This window comes from Bacillus sp. FG16, from assembly GCF_057809515.1.
Genome location: NZ_JBMDKC010000004.1, coordinates 1 through 24,222 on the forward strand (window position 1 = coordinate 1; position 24,222 = coordinate 24,222).

The 24,222-nt window shown below is 36.0% G+C and carries 21 protein-coding genes, 2 pseudogenes and 2 riboswitches; of the genes and pseudogenes, 5 read left to right on the forward strand and 18 right to left on the reverse strand.

Going from position 1 to position 24,222, the window contains the following annotated elements; all coding sequences use genetic code 11:
- Nucleotides 1–81 precede the first annotated feature (81 nt).
- From ACODS7_RS02695 to ACODS7_RS02720, 6 genes are all read right to left on the reverse strand, one after another.
- Entirely contained in the window at nucleotides 82–570 is a 489-nt protein-coding gene (locus ACODS7_RS02695; RefSeq protein ID WP_029443299.1) for a hypothetical protein, read from the reverse strand.
- A gap of 79 nt (nucleotides 571–649) precedes the next feature.
- Nucleotides 650–1,024: a nucleoside 2-deoxyribosyltransferase gene (locus ACODS7_RS02700; RefSeq protein WP_001012331.1), complete on the reverse strand. Its 375-nt coding sequence runs from the start codon at nucleotides 1,022–1,024 to the stop codon at nucleotides 650–652.
- Nucleotides 1,025–1,119: 95 nt separating this feature from the next.
- Nucleotides 1,120–1,380 carry a DUF3966 domain-containing protein gene (locus tag ACODS7_RS02705; protein WP_000817964.1) on the reverse strand — a complete coding sequence of 87 codons (261 nt, stop codon included), beginning with the start codon at nucleotides 1,378–1,380 and terminating at the stop codon, nucleotides 1,120–1,122.
- 194 nt (nucleotides 1,381–1,574) lie between these two features.
- The gene (murG, locus tag ACODS7_RS02710) at nucleotides 1,575–2,633 is read right to left on the reverse strand and encodes an undecaprenyldiphospho-muramoylpentapeptide beta-N-acetylglucosaminyltransferase (RefSeq protein WP_029443300.1); all 1,059 of its coding nucleotides are present in this window, start codon (nucleotides 2,631–2,633) and stop codon (nucleotides 1,575–1,577) included.
- Between the two features lie 18 nt (nucleotides 2,634–2,651).
- Entirely contained in the window at nucleotides 2,652–6,050 is a 3,399-nt protein-coding gene (gene metH / locus ACODS7_RS02715) for a methionine synthase (RefSeq protein WP_048563826.1), read from the reverse strand.
- Entirely contained in the window at nucleotides 6,050–7,882 is a 1,833-nt protein-coding gene (locus ACODS7_RS02720) for a bifunctional homocysteine S-methyltransferase/methylenetetrahydrofolate reductase (RefSeq protein ID WP_029443302.1), read from the reverse strand. Before ACODS7_RS02720 ends, metH begins: the two co-directional genes overlap by 1 nt.
- Nucleotides 7,883–7,952: 70 nt before the next feature.
- Nucleotides 7,953–8,062, reverse strand: a riboswitch (SAM riboswitch).
- 203 nt (nucleotides 8,063–8,265) lie between these two features.
- Nucleotides 8,266–8,376, forward strand: a riboswitch (SAM riboswitch).
- 94 nt (nucleotides 8,377–8,470) lie between these two features.
- Here ACODS7_RS02720 and metI point away from each other — a divergent pair.
- The 4 genes and pseudogenes from metI (at nucleotide 8,471) to ACODS7_RS02740 (ending at nucleotide 12,147) form a co-directional block, all read left to right on the forward strand.
- Nucleotides 8,471–9,583 carry a cystathionine gamma-synthase/O-acetylhomoserine thiolyase gene (gene metI / locus ACODS7_RS02725; RefSeq protein WP_000103889.1) on the forward strand — a complete coding sequence of 371 codons (1,113 nt, stop codon included), beginning with the start codon at nucleotides 8,471–8,473 and terminating at the stop codon, nucleotides 9,581–9,583.
- Nucleotides 9,580–10,743 (forward strand): annotated as a pseudogene (gene metC, locus ACODS7_RS02730) (cystathionine beta-lyase). Before metI ends, metC begins: the two are co-directional and overlap by 4 nt.
- Nucleotides 10,744–10,910: 167 nt before the next feature.
- Entirely contained in the window at nucleotides 10,911–11,423 is a 513-nt protein-coding gene (locus ACODS7_RS02735; RefSeq protein WP_029443304.1) for a cysteine hydrolase family protein, read from the forward strand.
- Between the two features lie 433 nt (nucleotides 11,424–11,856).
- A complete protein-coding gene (locus ACODS7_RS02740; protein WP_000894377.1) occupies nucleotides 11,857–12,147 on the forward strand; it encodes an ArsR/SmtB family transcription factor in 291 nt (96 codons plus the stop codon).
- A gap of 142 nt (nucleotides 12,148–12,289) precedes the next feature.
- On the opposite strand, the gene ACODS7_RS02745 is transcribed toward ACODS7_RS02740, so the two are convergent.
- Both ACODS7_RS02745 and ACODS7_RS02750 read right to left on the reverse strand, forming a co-directional pair.
- Entirely contained in the window at nucleotides 12,290–13,402 is a 1,113-nt protein-coding gene (locus ACODS7_RS02745; protein ID WP_243168199.1) for a class I SAM-dependent methyltransferase, read from the reverse strand.
- A 9-nt stretch (nucleotides 13,403–13,411) separates the two neighbouring features.
- Nucleotides 13,412–14,041 carry an MBL fold metallo-hydrolase gene (locus ACODS7_RS02750; RefSeq protein ID WP_029443306.1) on the reverse strand — a complete coding sequence of 210 codons (630 nt, stop codon included), beginning with the start codon at nucleotides 14,039–14,041 and terminating at the stop codon, nucleotides 13,412–13,414.
- A gap of 170 nt (nucleotides 14,042–14,211) precedes the next feature.
- Between ACODS7_RS02750 and ACODS7_RS02755 the strand changes: the two genes are divergently transcribed.
- Nucleotides 14,212–14,385 (forward strand): DUF2759 domain-containing protein, encoded by a 174-nt coding sequence (locus ACODS7_RS02755; RefSeq protein WP_029443307.1) that lies wholly within the window; start codon nucleotides 14,212–14,214, stop codon nucleotides 14,383–14,385.
- 80 nt (nucleotides 14,386–14,465) lie between these two features.
- Here the strand turns inward: ACODS7_RS02755 and glcK are convergent, their stop codons facing one another.
- From glcK to ACODS7_RS02805, 10 genes and pseudogenes are all read right to left on the reverse strand, one after another.
- Complete coding sequence (gene glcK, locus ACODS7_RS02760; protein ID WP_000391701.1) at nucleotides 14,466–15,449, reverse strand: glucokinase; 984 nt, start codon at nucleotides 15,447–15,449, stop codon at nucleotides 14,466–14,468.
- A 19-nt stretch (nucleotides 15,450–15,468) separates the two neighbouring features.
- Nucleotides 15,469–15,669, reverse strand: a pseudogene (locus ACODS7_RS02765) (YqgQ family protein).
- Between the two features lie 102 nt (nucleotides 15,670–15,771).
- Nucleotides 15,772–16,350, reverse strand: a complete 579-nt coding sequence (locus ACODS7_RS02770; protein ID WP_016080277.1) for a 5-formyltetrahydrofolate cyclo-ligase — start codon at nucleotides 16,348–16,350, stop codon at nucleotides 15,772–15,774.
- A gap of 104 nt (nucleotides 16,351–16,454) precedes the next feature.
- The gene (rpmG, locus tag ACODS7_RS02775; RefSeq protein ID WP_001265616.1) at nucleotides 16,455–16,604 is read right to left on the reverse strand and encodes a 50S ribosomal protein L33; all 150 of its coding nucleotides are present in this window, start codon (nucleotides 16,602–16,604) and stop codon (nucleotides 16,455–16,457) included.
- Nucleotides 16,605–16,673: 69 nt separating this feature from the next.
- Nucleotides 16,674–19,028 (reverse strand): sugar phosphate nucleotidyltransferase, encoded by a 2,355-nt coding sequence (locus tag ACODS7_RS02780; RefSeq protein ID WP_029443308.1) that lies wholly within the window; start codon nucleotides 19,026–19,028, stop codon nucleotides 16,674–16,676.
- Nucleotides 19,029–19,368: 340 nt separating this feature from the next.
- Entirely contained in the window at nucleotides 19,369–20,025 is a 657-nt protein-coding gene (phoU, locus tag ACODS7_RS02785) for a phosphate signaling complex protein PhoU (RefSeq protein ID WP_000251246.1), read from the reverse strand.
- Between the two features lie 289 nt (nucleotides 20,026–20,314).
- Complete coding sequence (pstB, locus tag ACODS7_RS02790) at nucleotides 20,315–21,130, reverse strand: phosphate ABC transporter ATP-binding protein (RefSeq protein ID WP_000226681.1); 816 nt, start codon at nucleotides 21,128–21,130, stop codon at nucleotides 20,315–20,317.
- 28 nt (nucleotides 21,131–21,158) lie between these two features.
- Nucleotides 21,159–22,025, reverse strand: coding sequence for a phosphate ABC transporter permease PstA (gene pstA / locus ACODS7_RS02795; protein WP_029443309.1), 867 nt, complete (start codon nucleotides 22,023–22,025; stop codon nucleotides 21,159–21,161).
- A 1-nt stretch (nucleotide 22,026) separates the two neighbouring features.
- Nucleotides 22,027–22,977, reverse strand: a complete 951-nt coding sequence (pstC, locus tag ACODS7_RS02800) for a phosphate ABC transporter permease subunit PstC (RefSeq protein WP_029443310.1) — start codon at nucleotides 22,975–22,977, stop codon at nucleotides 22,027–22,029.
- 27 nt (nucleotides 22,978–23,004) lie between these two features.
- Nucleotides 23,005–23,913 carry a PstS family phosphate ABC transporter substrate-binding protein gene (locus tag ACODS7_RS02805; protein WP_263480289.1) on the reverse strand — a complete coding sequence of 303 codons (909 nt, stop codon included), beginning with the start codon at nucleotides 23,911–23,913 and terminating at the stop codon, nucleotides 23,005–23,007.
- Nucleotides 23,914–24,222 lie beyond the last annotated feature (309 nt).

Consider the following 24,222-nt stretch of genomic DNA (forward strand, 5'->3'; position numbering starts at 1 on the left):
TCAGACACAAAAACAGGCTGTAGAGAAGACTTTCTCCACAGCCTGAAAAAAAGAACGTGATCCAATCACGTTCTTTTTTCATTATATGTTCATCTTTTCCTTTAGTTGTACTCCTGTAACAGATTCTAATACATCCATCGATTCTCCAAATGTCATATCAAAAATTGTATTGTCCTCTATGTACGGAAACTGTCTGAAACGCTTTTCTAACACCTTTACAGCATCTGATGTAAAGTTTGCACTATCAATGCCAAATTCTGTTTCAAGAAGAACGATCCAATCTAACACATGAAAACCTAATCCATTGACGAATGCAATAAGTTTTTCTTCTGGGTTTGAAGATAAGAATACTTGGCGTTCCATCTCACTAAAAAGTTCTTCTCCTAAGATTTCAGCTAACTCATCATCATGTTCACGTTCAACAAGTTCTTCGTAGCCGTAATCATCCACAAGCTCTTCTACTTCTTCACTATCCTGACAAAGCAATTGACTAAGAAGTGCCTCTTTCTTAAATTCACTATTTTGTACGACTTCTAAAAAGCTCGTTTCCCATCCATTTTCTAATTTCATATTATGTACTCCTTTATATACGTTTCTTATCATCACTGTACCCAAAAGATCACTTTTATAACCTTTTAGGTAGTTACTATTATTTCACATGATTCATAACATAAGATGCAAACTCAGCTACATCTCCTTCAAAAATATTTATTTCTGGCAAGTGATAGAACGTTGTTTGGAGCGGGTTTCCTGCATGATATACATATATCGTTTTCTCTAGTGCAATCGCCATTCCAAACTCTGTATGGCTCCCGTTTCCGCCATCTAATATAAGTAAAAACACATCCGCTTCTTTTACAGCATTTTTTTCTGCCTGACCAATTTCTCTTAATTGTTCTTGATTCACTGCTCTTTCGTTTTTGGTCCAATCATATGTATGGTGCCATCCTGCATGTTTCAGTTCATTTGCTACGGAACATACAAGATGTTTATTTTGGAAACCTGAGGCGATATAAAAATTCATTTATATACACTCCTTCATTATGTATCGGGAAACTCCTTTTTAGCGTTAATTGTTATAGCTATAATAAAGAACAACTTCAAAAAAAATCCCCATCTTTAAAACTTATTTGCGTTTAAATGATGGGATGCTTCATGGTCTTCTTTTATTTTTTGTTTTTTATAACTTTCATCAGCTAACATTTCTAGTTCAGCTGTTATCTCTGATTTTTCAAGCTCTCTTTCTTGCGAAAATTTCCTTGAAATATAAACAATAACACTACCAACGTACAACACAAAGCATATAATAAGTGCAGTATTTTCATAGAGACTTAGCTCCAACACAGTCACTCCTAATCCATTCGTATTTTCACGCTTCATTAATTGGAATTTCCCTATTAACCCATTTGTTATCCCGCTATTTGAGGGCAGTAAAACCCCCTCCTCAAATTCCAGTGAAAGCAAAGAAGTTAGATGGAGGATGCCCCCAACTGATTAAAGTTTCACTTTATTGTAACATAAAAATATCAATTCTTGGAATCTTTCACCCTACTAAAAGAGGCATGATTGTTTCATCATGCCTCTGAAATATTTTGAATGATTGTTTTAATTGCTTCTTTTCCATTATATTTTTTTAGTGCTGTTTTATACTTCTCATTATTTTGATTCAATTCTTCAACATACTTTATAAGAGATTTTACAGTTACATCTTCTTCATATAATACGGAGGCATACCCTTGCCTTTCAAAGGACTCTGCATTTAATATTTGATCTCCACGGCTTGCAAATTTCGATAATGGAATTAAAACCATCGGCTTTTGTAATGTTAAAAATTCAAAAATTGCGTTGGAGCCCGCGCGTGAAATAACAAAATCTGTTACCGCTAATATATCTGGCAGTTCTCCATGTACATATTCAAATTGTCTATATCCTTCTTTATTTTGTAAACTTTCATCAAGGTTACCTTTTCCGCAAAGGTGAACAATTTGATACTTTTTAAGAAGTTCTGATAATGCTTCTCGAGCCGTATCATTAATTTTTTTCGCGCCCAAGCTGCCTCCCATAATTGTAATAACTGGCTTTTTACGTGAAAAACCTAAAAACGCTAAACCTGTTTCACGATTTCCTTTCAGCACTTCTTCACGTACAGGAGATCCCGTATATATTACTTTTTCTTTCGGTAAATGTTTCGCTGCTTCTTCAAATGTAACAAATATTTTCGAAGCAAAACGAAGCGCAATTTTATTTGCTAGTCCTGGCGTCATATCAGATTCATGTAATAAAACTGGTACTCTATTTAGCCATCCTCCAATTACGACTGGTACAGATACGAAACCGCCTTTTGAAAAAATCACATCTGGTTTTAGTTTTCGAATTCTTACATACGCATCCATAACCCCCTTCATTACAAGAAAAGGATCTTTTATATTTTTTAAATCAAAATAACGACGTAGCTTTCCACTCGAAATACTATAGTAGGGAATGCCTTCCTTTTCTATAATCGTTTTCTCAATACCTTGGTGAGAACCAATGTAAGAGATATCCCAGTTGTCTTCTTGTAAATATGGGATAATGGCTAAATTAGGTGTTACATGTCCTGCCGAACCGCCACCTGTAAAGACTATTTTCTTCATACGTCTCCCCCTTCTAGACTATAATACACTAAAATATCTTGCCTCAGGGTGAGAAAATACCATAGCCGTTACGGACGCTTCTGGCTCCATCATGAATCCTTCTGTTAATGAAATACCTATTTCCTCTGGATGAATTAAGCGAAATAGCTTTTCTTGATCTGCAAGTTCTGGACACGCCGGATAACCAAATGACACGCGTATTCCTCTATATTTCGTACGGAAACGTTCTTCCATCGTCAGTTCAGGTGAGTCTGGAATGCCCCAGCGGTCACGAATGAGCATATGTGTTTTTTCAGCAAGTCCTTCTGCTAATTCAAGCGCTAACGATTGAATGGCATGACTACGTAAGTAATCACCTTTCGCCTTCCACTCTTCAGCAATGTCCCGAACTCCTTCCCCAACCGTAACAGATAAGAAAGCAACATAGTCCATCTCATCTCCAATTGGGCGCAAATAATCGCCTAAAGTACGATAGGGAGCCTTTCCTTGTCTAGGGAATGTGAAACGCTCTATAACACGCGTATGATCTTCTGGATCATATATTACAATGTTTTGTCCGTCGCTTTGCGCTGGGAAAAATTGATACACTGCTTTCGGCTTTAACCAAGATTGTCCTTCCTGCAATAATTCATCTATTAAATCATTTAATTCATGTGCTCTCTTATCCCCCTCTTTCAAAAGCTTCTTCACATTTCCTTTTAATCCAAGGTGATGCCCAAGTAACATTTGTCTATTTAAAAATGGAGCGAGATGAAGAGCCGGAATATCGCGTAATACAATTCGTTTTGTTGAATCAGGCACCATAACCTCAGCCTTCGGTAATGGCTCAATTACTGCTGGAATTTCTACTTGCTTCTCCTCTTTTTTTACGATATGAAGATGACGTTCTTTTTTATCCTGTTTCATCTTCTCACGCTCTTCTTCTTTTTGAAGCTTATTAATAATATCGAGCCCCGTCATCGCATCACTCGCATAACAAACGAGCCCTTTATATGATGGTGAAATCCGATTATCTGTAAACTTTCTCGTTAACGCTGCACCACCTACAACAATGGGCACATCAATATTTGCTGCTTTTAAATCTTCAGCAGTCGTTACCATTTGTTGCGCTGATTTTACTAATAAACCTGAAAGGCCTATAATGTCAGGCTTCTTTTCTTGTACTTCTTGAACAATTCGATCCGAACGAACATTGATTCCTAAATTAATAATCTCATATCCGTTATTCGATAAAATAATTTCAACGAGGTTTTTCCCAATATCATGTACGTCACCTTTAACAGTTGCTAATAATACTTTCCCTTTTTTTGCACTATCGCTAGATTCCATATGTGGCTCTAAATAACTTACAGCAGCTTTCATACTTTCGGCACTTTGCAATACTTCTGCAACAATAAGTTCATTATTATTAAATAGTCGTCCTACCTCGTCCATCCCTGTCATAAGCGGACCGTTAATAATATCAAGAGGTTTTCTTCCTTCTTCAAGTGCAAGACTTAAATCCTCGTGTAATCCTTGTTTCGTACCTTCTACAATATAATTTGCTAGTCGTTCATCAAGCGTTAACGTTTCTTGCACAACGACATCTTTCTTTTTAGCGACTCGGTAAAAGTTTGTAAATTCTTCTAACGTCTCTTTCGTCGTTTCAAACAGTAATGCATCTGCAAGTTGTTTTTCTTCCTCTGGAATTGACGCATAGCGTTCTAATTTTTCCGTATTAACAATCGCGTAATCTAATCCAGCCTTCGTAGCATGATATAAAAAGACGGAATTCAATACTTCACGTCCAGCTGGTGGTAAACCAAATGATATGTTACTTACACCTAAAATCGTTAAACACTCTGGTAACGCTTCTTTAATAAGGCGAATGCCCTCTATAGTCGCTGCCGCTGAACCGATATATTCTTCATCACCTGTCCCTACTGGAAACACAAGTGCATCAAAAATAATATCTGACGGGCGTATCCCATATTTCGTCGTTAATAATTCGTAACTTCTTTTTGCAATTTCTAATTTTCTTTCAGCACTTACTGCCATACCATCTTCATCGATTGTACCAACTACAATTGCAGCACCATACTTACGAAGAAGCGGTGTTACCTTTTCAAAACGCTCTTCTCCATCTTCTAAATTAATAGAGTTGATAACAGCTTTTCCTTGAATATAAGTAAGTGCTCTTGCCATAACATTTTCATCCGTTGAATCAATCATAATCGGTACTTTTAACACTTTCGTAACTTCTGTCAAAAATTTCTCCATATCTTCTATTTCATCACGATCAGGATCTGCCATACAAATATCAATAATATGAGCATTTTTCTTCACTTGCGCTCTTGCCACTTCAGCAGCCTCTTCAAATTTCCCTTCTGCTACTAATCGTTTAAATTTACGTGAACCAATAACATTCGTTCTTTCACCTACAAATAACGGTCTCATAGACTCATCGTATTGCAGTGCCTCTAATCCACTAATTCCATGTCCTTCTCTCTCATGATGGTCACGAGGCTTAAGAGATGCTAGCGCTTCCTTCATTGCTCTTATATGTTCTGGTGTTGTGCCACAACAACCACCGATAATATTAACCCATCCTTCTTCAGCAAATCGCTTCACCTTTTCAGCAAGAGAAGATGGAGACTCATGGTAATGTCCATCTTCATCAGGAAGACCTGCATTTGGATAACAAGAAATGTAACACTCCGATAAATCAGATAGTGAACGAATATGATCCCTCATAAACTCCGGACCAGTCGCACAATTTAACCCAACAGATAATGGTTTCATATGTTCTACTGATAAATAAAAAGCTTCAATTGTTTGCCCAGCCAGAGTCGTTCCCATTGGCTCAATCGTTCCTGAAATCATAATAGGAACCGTTTTTTTCAGTTCTTCAAAAGCAGCTTGAATTCCAATATAAGCTGCTTTCACGTTACGCATATCTTGACTCGTCTCAACGAGTAATACATCAACTTCTCCTTTTAATAATCCTCGTGCCTGCCTTGTATAAGCCTCAATCAATTCTTCAAAAGTCACACCACCAGTAACACTAATTGCTTTCGTTGTTGGTCCCATCGCTCCCGCAACATATACTTCCTTACCGCTTTCTTTAACAGCTTGCTTCGCCAAAAGTGCTGCCTTTTCATTTAGTTCTTCATCTAAATGAGACAGCTCATAATCACTTAGTACAATATTCGTTGCCCCAAATGTATTTGTTTCAATAATATCCGCTCCAGCTTCAATATAAGCTTTATGAATCTTTAAAATAACGTCTGGTCTTGTTTCTACTAAATATTCATTACAGCCCTCGTACTCTTCTCCTCCGAAATCTTCAGCAGTTAAATCCTCTTGCTGAATCATTGTTCCCATTGCACCATCTAATATTAAAATGCTATTTTGTAATTTTTCTTCTATACACTTCATCAATTAATACCTTCTTTCACTTCTTGCTTTTCTCTTACATATTTAACAAGATGTTCTGTAATTTCATATTTTAAAAATGGTGTAATAAGATAAATACCATTAAAATATTTCATCGCTGCGTCGATCAATTCTTGCGAAATGCGAATCCCTTCCTCAATTGCTGCCTCTTTCGTTTCGTGTCCATCCATTCTCTCTCTTATTTCTTCAGGAAGAGTAATACCCGGTACCTCAAAATGAAGAAAATCTGCATTCCGCTTACTTACTAACGGCATAATTCCAATAAAAATAGGTTGTTCCAAATGCTTTGTCGCTTCATACACTTCTTCAATTAAGGCGATACCGTAAATTGGCTGAGTTAAAAAATATTCCGCTCCAGCATCTATTTTTCGTTCCATTCGCTTAACCGCTGCTTTTAAGTGCCTCACGTGAGGATTAAATGCGCCGCCTACAGAAAACCTTGTCGCCGGTCCAATTGATTTCCCTAAAATTGAACGTCCATCGTTCATTTCTTTAATCATTTTAATGAGCTCAATAGAGGACAAATCGTATACAGAAGTTGCACCGGGAAAATCACCAACGCGCGCTGGATCACCAGTCAAAGCTAACACTTCTTCCATCCCTAACGCCGATAAACCTAACAAATGAGATTGTAGTCCAATGACGTTATGATCTCTACACGTTAAATGTGTCAATACCGGGATATCATGCTTCGTTAATAACGCACCCATCGCCATATTAGAAATACGAGGCGATGCTAATGAATTATCTGCTAGAGTAATAGCATCTGCTCCCGCTCTTTTTAACGCTCTTGCTCCTTCAAAAAAACGCTGTGTATCTAACGTTTTCGGTGGATCTAATTCCACTACAACTGTCGTTTGTTTTTTCGCTTTCTCTGCTAGAGTGACGTGAGCCTTCGAACGTTTCTCATGCGTATGAACGACTTTCGGCCTTTGAATAGTGTCTTTTTCTATTACAGGTGTAACATTCGCAACAGCGCGCTTCATACTTTGAATATGTTCTGGAGTCGTACCACAACAACCACCTAACAACCGAATACCTTGCTCAATAAATCTCGGTGTCATCGCCTCAAAATAAGCTGGGCTTCCCTCATATACGTAACGTCCCTCCACATAATTCGGGAGACCTGCATTTGGGTATGCTGATAAATAGCCATTTTGCGGAATCGATATCATTTTGAAAGCCTCTGTCATATGAAGCGGCCCTAGTTGACAATTCAATCCAACAACATTTGCACCGTAATCTATAAGTTGCTTTAATATTTCATTGACATCATTTCCATTTTGAGTCGTACCTGCTTCATGTAACGCTAATTGAGCAACAATTGGAATGTTCGTTTGCTTACGCAATACTTTAACGGCATGCAGTAATTCAAATTCATCGTAAAAAGTTTCTAATAGTAATCCATCAACTTGTTCTTCTAGTAAAGCCCCTGCCTGTTCAAGTAGCATAAACTCCCTTTCCATATCAGTCGTTGTAACGGCTCCGATATGTTTCATACCACCAATTGTTCCTAAAATTGCATTTCTGTCCGTAACAGATGCTTTCGCCAGCTTTACTGCCGCTCTATTAATTTCTGTAACTTGATTTTCTAAGCCATACATACGTAATTTCGCCTCATTTGCTCCATACGTATTCGTTTGAATTACATCTGCTCCAGCAGCTACATATTGTTTATGAATCGATATAATTAAGTCTGGATCAGATACATTCAATTCTTCAAAGCTACTTTGCAAACCATGTGAATGCAATAACGTCCCAACCGCACCATCACCTATTACAATTCCTTTTGATAATAAATCTAGTAACTTCACGAATCTCCCTCATTTCTATCAATATAAAAACCCCCTCTTCACTTTGAAGAGGGGGACATAATCGTTCCTCCTCTTATTATGCAAAACATTCGTTTTGCAGGTATTAGCACCGTTTCAAACATTTCGTTTGAAGGTTGCCGGGTTTCACAGGGCCTTTCCCTCCACCGCTCTCAATAAGAGTTGTCTTTATTATTTTATTTATGTAGCTAAAAGGAAATGCGTTCCCCTTTTAACAATGTTTGTTAATTTTTTAATAAATTTAGCATGCACAAAAGTAAAAGTCAATGACACTTGCGGAAAAATAAAAATTATTTAAAATAGAGTTGCAATTCAATTATCTTTTGTTGTAAAGTTAAAAACATAATAAAAATTTCATACGAACATTCTTATCTAGAGAGGTAGAGGGACTGGCCCTGTGACGCCTCAGCAACCATTAACATTTTGTTAATAAGGTGCTAATTCCAGCAAATTGTGAAAGATTTGACAGATGAGAAGAAGACTCTATTCAAACCGAAAGCCTTCTTCTTAGAAGGCTTTTTTTATTTTATATTCAGTTAATGTTTCAATTTAAAAAGGAGGAATTTTCACATGTCAACAATCGAAACAAAGCTAGCACAAATCGGCAATCGCAGTGAAACTACAACAGGAACGGTTAATCCACCAGTTTATTTCTCAACCGCTTATCGTCACGAAGGAATTGGTAAATCTACTGGCTTTGACTATTCACGAACTGGCAATCCAACTCGCGGTCTTTTAGAACAGGCGATCGCAGACTTAGAATATGGCGAACAAGGTTATGCCTGTAGTTCAGGGATGGCAGCTGTTCTCCTCGTCCTTTCTCTATTCCGCTCTGGAGACGAACTTATTGTATCTGAAGATTTATACGGGGGAACGTATCGATTATTTTCTGAACATGAAAAAAAGTGGAATGTTCGATGTAGATACGTAAATACACAGTCTATTAAACAAATTGAGCAAGCTATCACAACTGAAACGAAGGCTATTTTCATAGAAACTCCAACTAATCCATTAATGCAAGTTACTGATATTGCTGCTGTCGCAACTGTAGCGAAAAGGCACGGACTACTTCTTATTGTAGACAACACATTCTACACACCTTATATACAGCAACCATTAACAGAAGGTGCCGACATTGTACTTCATAGCGCAACGAAATATTTAGGGGGGCATAACGATGTACTAAGCGGACTTGTCGTTGCAAAAGGAAAGGAACTTTGTGAGGAAATCGCCCATTATCATAATGCATCAGGTGCGGTCTTAAGCCCATTTGACTCATGGTTATTAATTCGCGGTATGAAAACGTTAGCGCTTCGCATGAGACAACATGAAGAAAATGCGAAAGCAGTTGTTGCGTATTTAAATGATGAAGACGGGGTGACAGATGTATTTTATCCAGGAAGAGGCGGCATGATTTCATTCCGCCTTAAAGATGAAGCTTGGATCAATCCATTCTTACAATCTTTATCCTTAATTACATTTGCCGAAAGTCTCGGTGGTGTAGAAAGTTTAATGACTTATCCAGCAACGCAGACACATGCTGATATTCCTGAAGAAATTAGAACAGCAAACGGTGTATGTAATCGTCTTCTTCGATTCTCCGTTGGCATTGAAAATAGTAACGATTTAATTCAAGACTTAAAGCAAGCCATTAAACTCGTAAAAGAAGGTGTAAGAATATGAGTTATTCTATAGATACACTCTTACTACACAACCAATATAAACATGACTCACAAACAGGCGCTGTGAACGTTCCTATTTATAACACATCAACTTTTCACCAGTTTGATGTAGATACGTTCGGAAAATATGACTATAGCAGGTCAGGAAATCCAACTCGTGAAGCTCTTGAAGATATCATCGCTTTATTAGAGGGCGGAACAAAGGGGTTCGCCTTTGCATCAGGCATTGCAGCGATTTCCACTGCATTTCTTCTTCTTTCACAAGGGGATCACGTTCTCATTTCAGAAGATGTATACGGAGGCACTTACCGAGTGATAACTGAAGTACTCTCCCGTTACGGTGTTTCACATACATTTGTTGATATGACCAATTTAGAAGAAATAAAACAAAACATTAAACCAAATACAAAGCTCTTTTATGTAGAAACACCTTCTAACCCACTTTTAAAAGTGACAGATATTCGCGAGATTTCTAAACTCGCAAAATCTATTGGCGCTCTTACTTTTGTTGATAATACATTTTTGACACCACTATTCCAAAAACCACTTGAACTTGGAGCTGATGTCGTTCTTCATAGTGCTACAAAATTTATTGCTGGTCATAGTGATGTTACTGCCGGATTAGCAGTCGTAAAAGATGCAGAACTCGCTCAAAAGCTTGGATTTTTACAAAATGCATTCGGTGCTATTTTAGGGCCTCACGATTGTTCTCTCGTACTTCGCGGTCTAAAAACATTGCATGTACGCCTCGAGCATTCAGCTAAAAATGCCAATAAAATTGCACATTATTTACAAGAGCACGTTAAAGTACAAAATGTCTATTATCCGGGATTATAAACACATCTCGGATTTGATATTCAACATTCTCAAGCGACATCAGCTGGAGCAGTCTTATCATTTACTTTGCAATCAGAAGATGCACTCCGCCAATTTTTATCAAAAGTAAAATTACCTGTTTTTGCAGTTAGTTTAGGAGCTGTCGAGTCAATTCTTTCCTATCCAGCTAAAATGTCACATGCAGCACTGTCGCAAGAAGCTCGTGATGAAAGAGGAATCTCTAATTCATTACTTCGGTTATCAGTTGGTCTCGAAAATGTTGACGATTTAATATCCGATTTTGAAAATGCCCTTTCTTATGTAGAAGAACCTGTAAATGCATAGAGAGAAAAGAAGATATGAGATTAAGTTTTCATATCTTCTTTTTATGCGGTTCAGTATATTCATTTGAATTTCTTCCTTTTTTATGGTTCATAAAAAATAAAGGTATATCATCTATTTCTAAATAATGGATTAATTGATATATTAAGAAATAAAAAGGGATGAAAATAATGGATACTTGTGCAGATATTTTAATCGTTATCGATTTACAAAATGGAGTATGTTATAGCGGAGAGCATTTATTTGATTTACAGAACTTACTAACAAAAGTAAATAAAAGAATTTCTTCATACAGAAAATTAAATAAACCAATCCTTTTTGTTCAACATTGTGATGATGATTTAGTACCCGAGAAAGAACTTTGGGCTATTCATACCATTCTAGATGTTCAAGAACAAGATTTTTTTGTAAGAAAAACACATGCAAATTCATTTTATAAAACAAACTTAAAAGAAATTTTAGATCAATTATCTGTAAAGCGCATTGAATTTTGTGGTGCCCAAACAGAGTACTGTATGGATGCTACGATTAAGTTTGCCCACGGACTAGGATACGAAAACTTTATGGCACAGAAAACAACCTCTACATTGAATAATCCTTTTATGTCCGCAAAAGAGACAATTGATTTTTACGAGAACATATGGAATACCAGATTTTTAACGTTGCTAAAAGATGAATTTTAGAATAAATGACTAATGACTTGATTACCCTAAGATTTATCAGCCGTAATCAAATATTTCATTATCACCATAAAGAAGCGAATTACATTCAGCTTCTTTTCTTTTAACCTGTTTTATATTCTATATATATCATTATAATTCCTTTGTCATATTATTTTAAAAATTTCGTATATTCATTTGAAAGAATAAGAAATTCATGATAAAATTGTGTTACAAATATATCTATATCTTTCAATTTTTAAAACACATCGAAATTTTCACCCAAAAATGTCATTTTACAAAAACATGCTAATTTATCTATTTTATTTACATCAGGGTCTCTTTTCTTACAATTTCTTTACTTTAGGACTTTTTTTCTGCAACAACTATTTTCTTTTCTTTAAATTTTTGGTATGTATAGTATGGTATAATAGCTCACACGGAGGTGGAAAAGAACATGTTAGAAACCTTTCAAAAAGAATTAGAACTATATGAAAGTAATGCAGAATTATTAAAAGTATTAGCTCATCCTGTTCGTTTATGTATCGTAAAAGGATTAATCGAGCGCGGTCCAAGCAACGTTTCTACAATGTATACTGGCTTAAACATGCCACAATCTACAATTTCACAGCATTTAGCAAAATTAAAAAGCGCTAAAATCGTTTCTAGTGAAAGAAAAGGGTTGGAAATTTATTACAAGGTAGAGAACGAAACAATAATTCAACTCGTTCGCGTATTATTAGGTTAGGGACTAATAATCGAAGAAAAAGAACGTATTCTATATTTTTTATCTCATATCTTTAATATAAATATATATCATGAGAGGAAATATATAATACTACATAAGTCGTATTAAAAAACAAGACACAGTATATACTGTGTCTTGTTTTTTATATTGTTACATACCGCTCCAAATGTAAATGTTGCATATCTTTTGTATGTATAACAACATCAAACGCACTCCCTAATCCTCCATTCAAAATCATAGAACGAACTGCTCGATTTTGTTTTTGCGTTTCAGAAAAAGGATTCGTATCTTGATGACTCGTAAGCTGTTCTAATATTCCTGCCGCTAACAAAAACTCAGATTGCTTCTTATGCCATACTGCACTCATTCCTTGCAGACTAAACATCTCCTTTAGCTCGTCCCAATGAATATGAGTAGTAAGATCCATTTCACCTGGATGCGCTAGTGGGTTACGTATTAGATTATGCTGATAATAACCTCGTAAACTTCCTTCACGGTGTGCTGGATGCATCCATTCTTCTTTTGTGTATCCGTAATCAACTGTAATACATATACCTTTTTGAAACCATTTCGCAATTTCTTTTATATACTCCTCCATCACAATTGGTACTTCAAAACGTTGCCCTTCAGCAATATGAATATTATATTTCAATAAATAGCGACCAATTCTTTTATCTAACGGCCTACATACTTCTGAAAGGTTTCCTTCCTCTGTATATGTAATACGTACTTCATACAACATACCATTTCTTTTCTCAATTATTTCAACAGGAAATGCATCAAACAACTCATTTGAAAAAAGAATTCCCTCGAAAGAATCTCCCATTTCACTATAAGACGTATAGTACGATACATTAGAAAATGAGCCAAGGTGCTCCCGCTGTAATTTTCTATGAAAAGGGCTCACTTCAATCATTGAATAGTTTAAATCAATAAAGGTTTTTGGAGATAATTGCTTCCATTCTTGTAAAACATCATAGGCAAACTTTCCTGTTCCCCCGCCAACCTCACAAATATTCGGAGCAACTTCACCATTTTCAACAAGACGAATAAAAAGTTTAGCAAAAGTTTTTGCAAAAACAGAGGAAACGTTGCTACTTGTAAAAAAATCCCCTTGTCTTCCAATCTTTTCACGTTCTTTCATATAATATCCATGATCTTCTGTATATAATACAAGGTTCATATACGTACTATATGAAATTGAATAATCCTTTTCTTTCCCCATCCATTCTCTTAAAATGAGCTCCATTCCCATAATGACTCCTTATTGTAAAAACGGATTATTTTCTTTTTCAAAACCAATGCTTGTTTCTGGACCATGTCCACATAACACCGCTGTTTCATCTGGTAATACAAATAATTTCTCTTCAATACTTCCAATTAATTCAGCAAAACTTCCACCAGGTAAATCTGTTCTTCCAATGCTCATTTGGAACAATACATCTCCTGAGAACACAGCATTCGCCTCTTTACTATAATAAGAAATACTTCCAGGAGAATGTCCTGGCGTCTCAAAAATTTCAAAATTAAATGATCCAATTGTTAATGTACCTTCTGCATCAATAATATGATCCGCTGGTTTTGCTGTAATACTGCGGTTCATCATAAAAATTTGAGAGCCGTTTACAGTTGTATCTCCTAACCAATCTGCTTCTTCTTTATGTACGTATACAGGAATATGAAAAGCGTCTCTTACCGCATCAACAGCACCGATATGATCAAAGTGAGCATGCGTTAATAAAACAGCCAATGGTTTTAATTGTTCTTCTTGTAAATATGTAACGAGCTTTTCACCTTCGTGACCAGGGTCAAAGATAATGCACTCTTTTTGATCGTTCATTAAAATATAAGCATTTGTTTGTAATGGGCCTAACGGCATTTGTATCCATTTCATATGAAAATCTCCTCCAGTTATTAAACTTACTTTTAATGATACAACATTTCTTTCTCTTAGGAAAAGAAAGGATGCTCTCTCGACAATCATTTTTAAAACATGTACAATATAAAAGAGTAAATATTCCAAAAACTCATAATAAGAAATGGGTAGACAGAGGAGGATATTGCATGGGCCTTGTTATTATTTTTACACTTGTCACTCTGTTAGCTGTATTTGCTACGCTTAGAACACTTCGTGAAAAAAACTTTTTCGCGAGCGGCTTTGCAATTGCAACTGTACTCGTTTTCGGATGGTTTACGATCATGACTGTTCTATATAACGGGTATCCACCAACAGCTTAATTCGTTTACACTTTATTCTTCATCAAGATTTCACACAAAAAGAGGAAGGGTTTCCCCTTCCTCTTTTCATATTTCACAACTTATATCATCTTCGCTTCGTATTTGTGCTTTTTTACAAGCCAAGCTCCTCCGATAACACCTGCATCATTACCAAGTGTTGCAATAGCTAACTTCGTGCTCTTTACAGCACGTGAGAAAGCGTATTGCTCGAAATAGCGTTGAATTGGTTCTAATAGCGCATCTCCAGCTTTAGACACACCTCCACCAATAACAATTTTCTCTGGGTTCAACGTACTAGATAGGTTCGCTACAGCTAACCCTAAATAAGAAGCTACTTTTTCTACTACTTCGCCTGCTAATTCATCACCTTGTCCAAGTGCTTCAAAGACATCTTTTGATGTAATACGTCCTTCTTCAGCTAACATAGAACGCAACATGCTTTCTTTATTAGTCTCTTGTATTTTTTGCATAGCAACACGTACAATACCTGTCGCAGATGCTACTGTTTCTAAGCAACCAGACTTCCCGCAATTACATGGGAAAGCATTTTCTGTAACTACTGTAATATGTCCAATCTCACCAGCAGCACCACTCACGCCGTGTACAATCTCACCATTGGCGATTACACCACCACCAACGCCCGTACCAAGTGTCATGCAGATTAAATCTTTTGCACCTTCACCAGCACCTTTCCACATTTCACCAAGCGCTGCTAAGTTTGCATCATTATCAATAACAACAGGTAATCCTGTTTCTACTTCTAATAAATCTTTTAGCGGATAGTTTTTCCACCCTAAATTAACCGCTTCATAAATCATTCCAGATGCCACATGTACAGGGCCAGGAGCTCCCATACCAATACCAATTAACTTGCTCTTCAATTCGCCTAATTCTTCTAGCTTTTTATCAATTGCTTTCGCAACATCAAGTGTAATATGTTTTCCTTGCTCACCTGTATTTGTAGGGATTTCCCACTTATGTAAAATTTCACCGTATACATTAATAAATGCTAATTTAATCGTTGTACCACCAAGGTCAACACCAACTAACCATTTCTCTTCCATGTTGCTTACCTACCTTTATCTAATTCTTATTTAGCTCTTTTTGAATTTCTTGCTTCAATAAAAATAAAGCTGTTTGATAGTCTTGTGGATCGATTAGCTGTGATTGATTTAATTCACGCAATTCATCTTACATTAATTGTAAATCTGCAATTCGATCTCCCGTATAAATAATCGTACCAAATTTCTTTAGCAATTGCTGAATATCATAAATAGATACCATTTCATCACCCTCTATGCTCACTTACTATAAAAATTATAATAAGAAAACGTTCACATATTTTATTATAATCAAGAAGAAAAAGTCTCGTCAATTTTTATTTGTCTATACAAGCTCATTTATAAGCATTGTTCCTTTTTCTGTAATAATTTTTTCTATATTTTTATCAAATGGTTCTACCGGAATGTGTTTTACCATTTGAAAATCATATGCTAATGATAGCGTTTTCCCTTTATAATGCACGAGATAACGATCATAATAACCCCCGCCGTATCCAATCCGTTCTCCTCGCTCTGTATAAGCTACGCCTGGCACAATTTGAAGATCAATGTCATCCGCACTCACTTCTTCCGTAAGTCCCGGAATCGGTTCACGTAAATTCATATACACCGTTTCTAATTGATCAAAATCACTAATTTTCCGGAAGGACATCGTTCTTGTTCCTTTATTACACTTAGGAACTACAACTTTCTTTCCTTCTTCCCAAGCTTTTTCGATAATAGGATATGTATTCACTTCATTTTCCATTGAGAGAGTAATTCCAATTGTTTTAGCTTCAACCCACTCTTTTTGCGCATACAACGAAAATGCAATATGTTCTGATAAAGTTGTATATTGTTCTTCTGATAAAGAATTCATGTGTTCTATTATTTGTTTACGCAAACGCACTTTCTCTTCTTTCACACATTCTCCTCCTTACAGTGACACTTTACTCTATGATGATAGTGTATCACTTTTAACATAGGAATCGAATAAAAAAAGAAACAGTAGGAAAATATTCCTACTGCTTACTTTGTTTCACGGTGTAACGTAGACTTCTTGTCACGCTTGCAATACTTTTTAAGCTCGATACGCTCAGCGTTGTTACGTTTATTTTTCTTTGAGATATAGTTACGATCTCCGCATTCTGTACATGCTAGAGTAATATTCACACGCATTCTTATTTCCCTCCAGTACTAATAACTTAAATCAGACTATACTATAATACCACTTTTAAAATAAAAATTCTACACCTTTTGATATTGTCTAATTTTTTCTATAAGATTTTTCATGTTTTCCCTTGCTATTACTGGGTTTCTAGCATGTGAATACACTAAAAATTTTGGTTGTTTTGTGTCAGAAACGATATAAGACCACTCTTTTTCAGTATATTTGAACTGTACTCCTTCAAATATACCTTCTCCCTTCCTTTCAATATCATCCAATAATTTCCTCATAATTTCCCCTTTTTCATTCCATGAACATACCACTTCATCATAAAGTAAATAGAGCGGAGGTGATTGCTCTACTATGCTGAGAAACGTTTTTCCTTGCAATGCTATTAGCTCAAATAATTTTCCAATCCGATATAAAATATCTCGCTTCCACCTTACTTGAAACGACTTCCTTTCATCCTGCGTATAAAACAGAAGATAACATTCTCCTAATTTCAAAGACATTGGGTAAATATTTCCTGTAGATTCGAGTAAGAAATCTGGAATATCTACCTCTTCCAAATCTGTACCCTGGTAAATATTACTATGTTTATCGTATAACTCGAAATGATTTCCTTGCTCAGAAAACATAAGAGCCATATTCGCTTTACTTGATTTCATCAAAGCTTTCACATGATCTTTTTGTTCGCTTGCATAAATCCATGTAACTGTACAACCAAGTCTTTGTAGAAAGAGCATAAGTAAATGTTGCAACGTATCATTTCTCTTATTAATAAGAAGATGAAACTTCTGCATCTGTATTTTCTCGATATCAATATGCCCCAATATAACTTCTATATACTCATTCATAGAAACATGAACCAGCTTATTTCGCCCCATCTCTTTCTCATGCACGTAATAAAACAATTCGGACATATATACTTGTTCTATCTCTTTTTGCTGCTTATACGTTAACGGCATGCCAGCTTGACCATACAACTTTATAACAATCTCATTCTCATTTTCCACTTGAATGAAAACCCCACCTGCACATTGCAAATGATGAACACTATATTGAAAAAGTGACTCGTTCATTTCTTTGCATTCCATCGTATGAATCCCTATACCATGAATAGCATGTAAAAATAAATTTTTATAAGAGGTTGTTTCTATATTTTCTTGACTTCCAATTAATATACTTTCTCCTTTTGTAAAAAGAGAGCCATACGCCATCGCAATCTTCACGATAAACTGGGGAGTAATTTCAACATTCCCTCTTCCTACAATGCGGCTTTTTTGTAACCACCCTGCACTCATTTCACTCTCTTGAATACCAGCCGCTCCTACTATCGAATGACTATCAATCGCCTTATAAGGCCATAGTTTTCCTTTTTGCTTAATTATCGTACTTCTCCCGATATGACAGTGATCCGCTACAATGCTTTTTTGAAACAGTGTAACGTCATCTTCAACTATTGTACGCTCTCCTATTGTCGTTTCTAATAGTTCACAATACTTTCCAATATGGGCATTTGCAAAAACAATACTTTTTTGAAGATGAGAATAATTTGAAACGATACTATTTTTTCCGATAATAGAATATGGCTCAATTACAGCTCCTGTACCAATCTTTGCTCCTTCTCCAATGAAAGAGGGGCCATGAATTTTTGTCCCTTTCCCAATCGTCACCCCTTCTCCCATCCATACCATCGGTAATACTTCCGTATAAGGAATAGGTACTTGTAACTTTTTCGTTAACAAATCAAATTGTGCTTGTCGATATTGATTAAATGTGCCGATATCTAACCAATAACCTTCTGACAAATATGCGAATAACACATTTTTGTTTGCCAATAACGGAAACACATCATGACTGAAATCAAAAAATTGTCTAGGCGGTATGTAAGAAAAGATTTCTGGCTCCATAATATATATGCCTGTATTCACAACATTAGATACTACCTCATTCCAGCCCGGCTTTTCTATATATCGTGTAACCTCCTGGTCTTTATTCATTACAACCAATCCAAATGAGAGTGGATTTTCTACTTCTTTCACAAACATTGTTACCATTCTTTTCTTTTGTTCATGAAACCTAATTCCTTCTGATAATTGAAAGTCAGTTAATGCATCCCCGCTTATTACAACAAATGTTTCATCTAAAAATTGTTCTGCTTGTTTAATACTCCCTGCTGTACCAAGCGGAGGAGAGTCTTCAAAATAATACAAGTTAACTCCCCATTTACTACCATCACCAAAATATCGCTTAATCGTCGTACTCATATATTGAACAGTAATTGCAATTTCACGAATACCATGCTGGCGTAATAACTCAATATTGTATTCTAAAACTGGTTTTTCTAATAATGGTAACATCGGCTTTGGAGTATTACATGTTAATGGTCTAAGGCGTCTTCCTTTTCCTCCAGCTAAAATAACCCCCTTCATATACTTCAGCCTCCACTTATATAATGTTCAGTAGCTCCATATACCATATGTATATTCTCTATCCCACATGAACTAGCAGCATAAACTTGATTAGTTAAACGAATCCTCATTTAAAAGACCCTATAATTAAATTTCCCACCTATAAAAACGTACGTTTAAAACGACAAGAAAGCGCTTACTATTAATTGATAAATAATACTTATTAACGAACAACATATATACTAATTTTCCCATTACATTATGATACATCTTATCATCATAAACTCAAGGAAACAACGAGCTTTTTTTGTCATGTTTTGACTAAAAAAAGTAGGTGATTTCTCATCACCTACTTTCATTCCTACTCATTCAATAAATAATGCTTTCCTTTTACTAAATAAAAGACATTTTCAGCAATATTTGTAATATGGTCTGCTACACGCTCAATATATCTCGCCACAAATGATAATTGTGTAATTTGCGTAATTGCTTCTGGTTGTTCCGGAACTGAAGATATAAACTCACGAATTGCTTTTCCATATATTTCATCAACGGAATCATCCATTTCAGCAATTTGTTTCGCGAAAGTTAAATTTTCTTGTTCATATGCTTCTAACGCTAAATGCAACATCTTATTTGCAACCGCAAACATTTCATCCAGGTTGTGCAAACTAACAGCCACTTCTTTTTCCCCAAGACGAATTGTAGCCTTTGCAATATTAACAGCATGATCTGCAATACGCTCTAAATCTGTCGCTGTTTTAATTGAAATAAAGATCCTTCTTAAGTCACTTGCTACAGGTTGCTGCTTCGTAATGAGCATAAGCGCAAGATCGTTTATTTCCTCTTCTAAATTATCCATACGGTAATCACCATCAATGACCTCTAACGCTTTCTCTACATCCCTTGTATGCAGACCTTCCATAGCAATCAATAAAGCCGCATTTGCTAATTCGCCAAGCTCAATCACCTTTTGCTGTAACACTTTTAAATCACCTTGAAACTGTTCTCTTACCATTTTTTCTTCCCCCTCAATATTATGTGCCATTATATACAAAGTGAAACTTTAATCACCCCTCATCAATCGGGCTTTTACAGGCCGCCCGCCCACCTAACTTCTTTGCTTTTGCTGAATTTTGAGGTGGGGTCTTACTGCCCGCAAATAGCGGGATAAATCTCCTACATAACCTCTTACGCTTGTAATAAACCTTAAGATAAAGAGAAGGTATTACTTCCCTATTAAAGTGAGATAAAAATAAGAAATGCCCTCTGTTAAGAGGGCATTTTCTCTTAGCTTTGCAACGATATCAACCAAAGCGACCTGTAATATAATCTTCTGTACGCTTATCTGAAGGCGTCGTAAATAATTTGTTTGTATCTGTATACTCCACAACTTCCCCGCTTAAGAAGAAAGCAGTTTTGTCTGAAATACGCGCTGCTTGTTGCATATTATGCGTTACGATAACAATACTAAAGTCTTTCTTTAACTCTTGAATTAATTCTTCTACTTTTAATGTTGAAATTGGATCTAGTGCCGATGTTGGCTCATCCATTAAAATAACGTCTGGCTCAATAGCTAAGCAACGTGCGATGCATAGACGCTGTTGCTGTCCACCAGATAAACCGTATGCATTATCGTGCAAGCGATCTTTTAATTCATCCCAAATTGCTGCTCCGCGTAAACTTTTCTCAACAATTTCATCTAATGTCTTTTTATCACGAATACCATGGATTTTTGGACCGTATGCTACATTCTCATAAATAGATTTTGGAAATGGATTTGGCTTTTGGAACACCATTCCTACGTGCGTTCTTAATTCTTCAACTGGATATGATTTATCAAATATATTGCGTTCTCTATATTCAATTACACCTGTAGTTCGAACGATCGGTACTAACTCTACCATGCGATTTAACGTTTTTAAGTACGTTGATTTACCACAGCCACTTGGACCGATAATTGCTGTAACTTCATTCTCATGAATACTTAAATTAATATCTTTTAAAGCATGGTCTTCCCCATACCATAAATTTAAGTTTTTCGTATCAAATACTACTTTCTTTGGCGCAGTCTCGATTTTCTCTTCGTTTTTCACCTGTACATTTACTACTGTTGCTACCATTTGAATTCCCCTTTCATCCACTTCCAACTTATTTTCGATTTCGTAACCATAAAACAAATATATTGATAAATAGCAACAAACCTAACAAAACAATCATCCCAGCTGCTGCTACATACTGAAATTCTTCTTGTGGCCTACTCATCCAATTAAAAATTTGAATTGGTAAAACTGTAAATCTATCAAACATACTAAATGGAACATAATTTGCAAACGCAAGTGCCCCAATAACTAATAGTGGTGCTGCTTCTCCAATTGCTCTTGATATCGCTAACGTACAGCCCGTTATAATCCCCGGGAAAGCATATGGCAATACAATTTGATACATCGTTTGCCACTTCGTAGCACCTAATCCGTAAGAACCCTCTAATAATGCACTTGGTACTGATCGGATTGCTTCTTGACTCGCCACAACAACTGTTGGTAAGACGAGTAAACTCATCGTCAGTGCTGCTGCAACTATACTCTCTCCTAAATGAAGAGCATATACAAAAATAGTTAAACCAAGCAATCCAAAGACAACGGATGGTACTCCTGCTAACGTTTGATTATTAATCTCTACTATTTTTTTAAATAGAGATTCCTTCGCATATTGCTCTAAATAAAGGGCTGTTCCAACTCCAAATATAAAAGAAACAGGTATAACAATACTCATAAATAATATTGTCCCTGACAAAGCTGCAGCAATACCAGCTTCTTTCGGATTACGTGAAGCGAAATTTGTAAAGAAATCTATTGAAAGATAGCTTATACCTTTTTCAACAATTTGAAACAGTAACACAAACAAAATTACGATTGAAAATAAAATCGCTATATAAAATAACAATTTGTAAATTCGATCTTTTAAAAAGCGTGATGCCATGTTTTTTTGTATTTTTTTATGATTCAACATCCGCATATTATGTCATCCTCCTAAAACGGCGCATAATTGACTGCGAAATGATGTTCATAATAAAAGTAAACAAAAATAATGTTGCACCTACAGCATACATGCTGTAATACGTAATCGTTCCATGCGGAGCATCACCTAAACTTACTTGCACAATATAGGCTGTTAACGTTTGAATAGAATGTGTCGGATCAAGCGATACATTTGGTGTGGATCCTGCCGCAATTACAACAATCATCGTTTCACCAATTGCACGCGAAGCCGCTAATATAATTGCTGCCATAATCCCTGTAAAAGCGGACGGAAACACCACTTGTTTTACCATTTCAAACCGCGTCGCTCCCAGTGCTAATGAAGCTTCTTTCGTCCCTTTCGCCACAGCTCTCATCGCGTCTTCAGATAAAGATGCAACTGTAGGCATCATCATAAATCCGATAACGATTCCTGGGCTAATCGCATTAAAAAATTGTAAATCTGGTATAACCCTTTGTAAAAGCGGCGTAACAATTGTTAATGCAAAAAAACCATATACAATTGTCGGGATACCTGCTAATAGCTCTAACATCGGCTTTAATATTTTCCGTGCACTATTTGAAGCATATTCGCTTAAAAATACGGCACACGCTAAACCAATAGGAATTGCTACAAACATAGCGATTGCTGTTACAAGGAACGTTCCACATATAAGTGGTAATATACCGAATTTAGGATTTTCAAAAAACGGTAACCATTCTTTCTCCGTCAAAAAGGAGTACAATGATATTTTTTGAAAAAACATGATTGTTTCATTAGAGAGCGTAAAAACAATTCCAAGTGTCGTAGCAATAGAAACGCTAGCAATTATTTTTAGTAACAAAGGCATTATTCGATTGATTCGCTGCGTTTTTTTTCTTTGTTTTGTATTTCTTTCAATCAAATGTTGTACAGAAAATGTAATTTGACTTTTGTCATTATGAGCCAAAGATGAAAACCCCTTTCCACCCTGACATTACCTTTTTATTTCTGTTAACATACGCAGCTGTTCATTGTATTTTTCTTTTCGTAATTTTACATACCCGACCTCTTCAGCGAGGTTACCAACATGCTGAATCATAAACTCAACATAGTTTGCTACATTCATTTTATTTCGGATAGATGCATTATTCACATAAGTAAGTAGCGGCCTAGATAACGGCTTATACTTACCTGACTGAATGGTCTCTTTCGTCGGAAATACACCATTCACTTTTATTGCTTTCACCTTATCTCGATTAGCCATATAATAAGCATATCCTACAAAAGCAATGGCATGTTTATCATTCATTACCCCTTGCATAATAACTTGATCATCTTCAGACAAAGAGACCTTTTTTACAATGCGATGATTTTGTAAGATGACATTTTGAAAATAATCATAAGTACCAGAGTCTACGCCTGGTGCATAAAACTTCACTTGTTCACGTGGCCATGTTGAATGAATTTGTGACCATCGCTTCTCTCTTCCATTTTCACTCCACAGTAAACGTAACTCGTCTACTGACATATCGTCTACCCATGTATTGTGCCGATTCACAACGATTGTAAGACCATCGTTAGCGACCTCAAAAGGTGTGAACTGAATAGAGTTTTTCTTCATCTCATTTTTCTCGACTTGTTTCATTACTCTCGAAGCATTATTTATATCTACTTCTCCTTTACTGAAACGATTAAATCCTCCTCCAGTTCCAGAAACACTGATGGAAATTTTCACGTCTGGATGCACCTTTGTATATTCCTCCGCTACTGCTTCTATAATAGGAAAAACCGTTGAGGATCCATCAACTCTCACTTCTCCCATATCATTTAAAGCAAATGCAGTAGACATTTCAAAACAGAGGAACCATATCGATAGTACGAAAATTATAATCGGTGTACGCATCCATTTCACGTGTTCTTCCTCCTAGAAGTAACCGGAAATAACAGGATTACAGATATAAGAATACTGCTAAACTATTAATTCGGTTTTAATTGTTTGTAAAAGTTTTGTAAAGTTCCACAAAAATCAACATACGATAAAGTGAAACTTTAATCAGCCCTCACCAATCGGGCTTTTACGGACAGCCCGACCCCCACCTAACTTTTTTACTTTCGCTGAATTTTGAGATGGGGGTCTTACTGCCCGTTAATAGCGGGATACAATTTTAATCGGTAGTAGTTATTCATTTTCTCTGATAATTCCCCTATAAAA

Excerpts from the sequence above, each read along its gene's own strand:
- ACODS7_RS02695 (WP_029443299.1), bottom strand. The coding sequence starts at position 570 with ATGAAATTAGAAAATGGATGGGAAACGAGCTTTTTAGAAGTCGTACAA.
- ACODS7_RS02700 (WP_001012331.1), bottom strand. The coding sequence starts at position 1,024 with ATGAATTTTTATATCGCCTCAGGTTTCCAAAATAAACATCTTGTATGT.
- ACODS7_RS02705 (WP_000817964.1), bottom strand. The coding sequence starts at position 1,380 with ATGAAGCGTGAAAATACGAATGGATTAGGAGTGACTGTGTTGGAGCTA.
- murG (WP_029443300.1), bottom strand. The coding sequence starts at position 2,633 with ATGAAGAAAATAGTCTTTACAGGTGGCGGTTCGGCAGGACATGTAACA.
- metH (WP_048563826.1), bottom strand. The coding sequence starts at position 6,050 with ATGAAGTGTATAGAAGAAAAATTACAAAATAGCATTTTAATATTAGAT.
- metI (WP_000103889.1), top strand. The coding sequence starts at position 8,471 with ATGTCAACAATCGAAACAAAGCTAGCACAAATCGGCAATCGCAGTGAA.
- ACODS7_RS02735 (WP_029443304.1), top strand. The coding sequence starts at position 10,911 with ATGGATACTTGTGCAGATATTTTAATCGTTATCGATTTACAAAATGGA.
- ACODS7_RS02740 (WP_000894377.1), top strand. The coding sequence starts at position 11,857 with ATGTTAGAAACCTTTCAAAAAGAATTAGAACTATATGAAAGTAATGCA.
- ACODS7_RS02745 (WP_243168199.1), bottom strand. The coding sequence starts at position 13,402 with ATGGGAATGGAGCTCATTTTAAGAGAATGGATGGGGAAAGAAAAGGAT.
- ACODS7_RS02750 (WP_029443306.1), bottom strand. The coding sequence starts at position 14,041 with ATGAAATGGATACAAATGCCGTTAGGCCCATTACAAACAAATGCTTAT.
- ACODS7_RS02755 (WP_029443307.1), top strand. The coding sequence starts at position 14,212 with ATGGGCCTTGTTATTATTTTTACACTTGTCACTCTGTTAGCTGTATTT.
- glcK (WP_000391701.1), bottom strand. The coding sequence starts at position 15,449 with ATGGAAGAGAAATGGTTAGTTGGTGTTGACCTTGGTGGTACAACGATT.
- rpmG (WP_001265616.1), bottom strand. The coding sequence starts at position 16,604 with ATGCGTGTGAATATTACTCTAGCATGTACAGAATGCGGAGATCGTAAC.
- ACODS7_RS02780 (WP_029443308.1), bottom strand. The coding sequence starts at position 19,028 with ATGAAGGGGGTTATTTTAGCTGGAGGAAAAGGAAGACGCCTTAGACCA.
- phoU (WP_000251246.1), bottom strand. The coding sequence starts at position 20,025 with ATGGTAAGAGAACAGTTTCAAGGTGATTTAAAAGTGTTACAGCAAAAG.
- pstB (WP_000226681.1), bottom strand. The coding sequence starts at position 21,130 with ATGGTAGCAACAGTAGTAAATGTACAGGTGAAAAACGAAGAGAAAATC.
- pstA (WP_029443309.1), bottom strand. The coding sequence starts at position 22,025 with ATGCGGATGTTGAATCATAAAAAAATACAAAAAAACATGGCATCACGC.
- ACODS7_RS02805 (WP_263480289.1), bottom strand. The coding sequence starts at position 23,913 with ATGCGTACACCGATTATAATTTTCGTACTATCGATATGGTTCCTCTGT.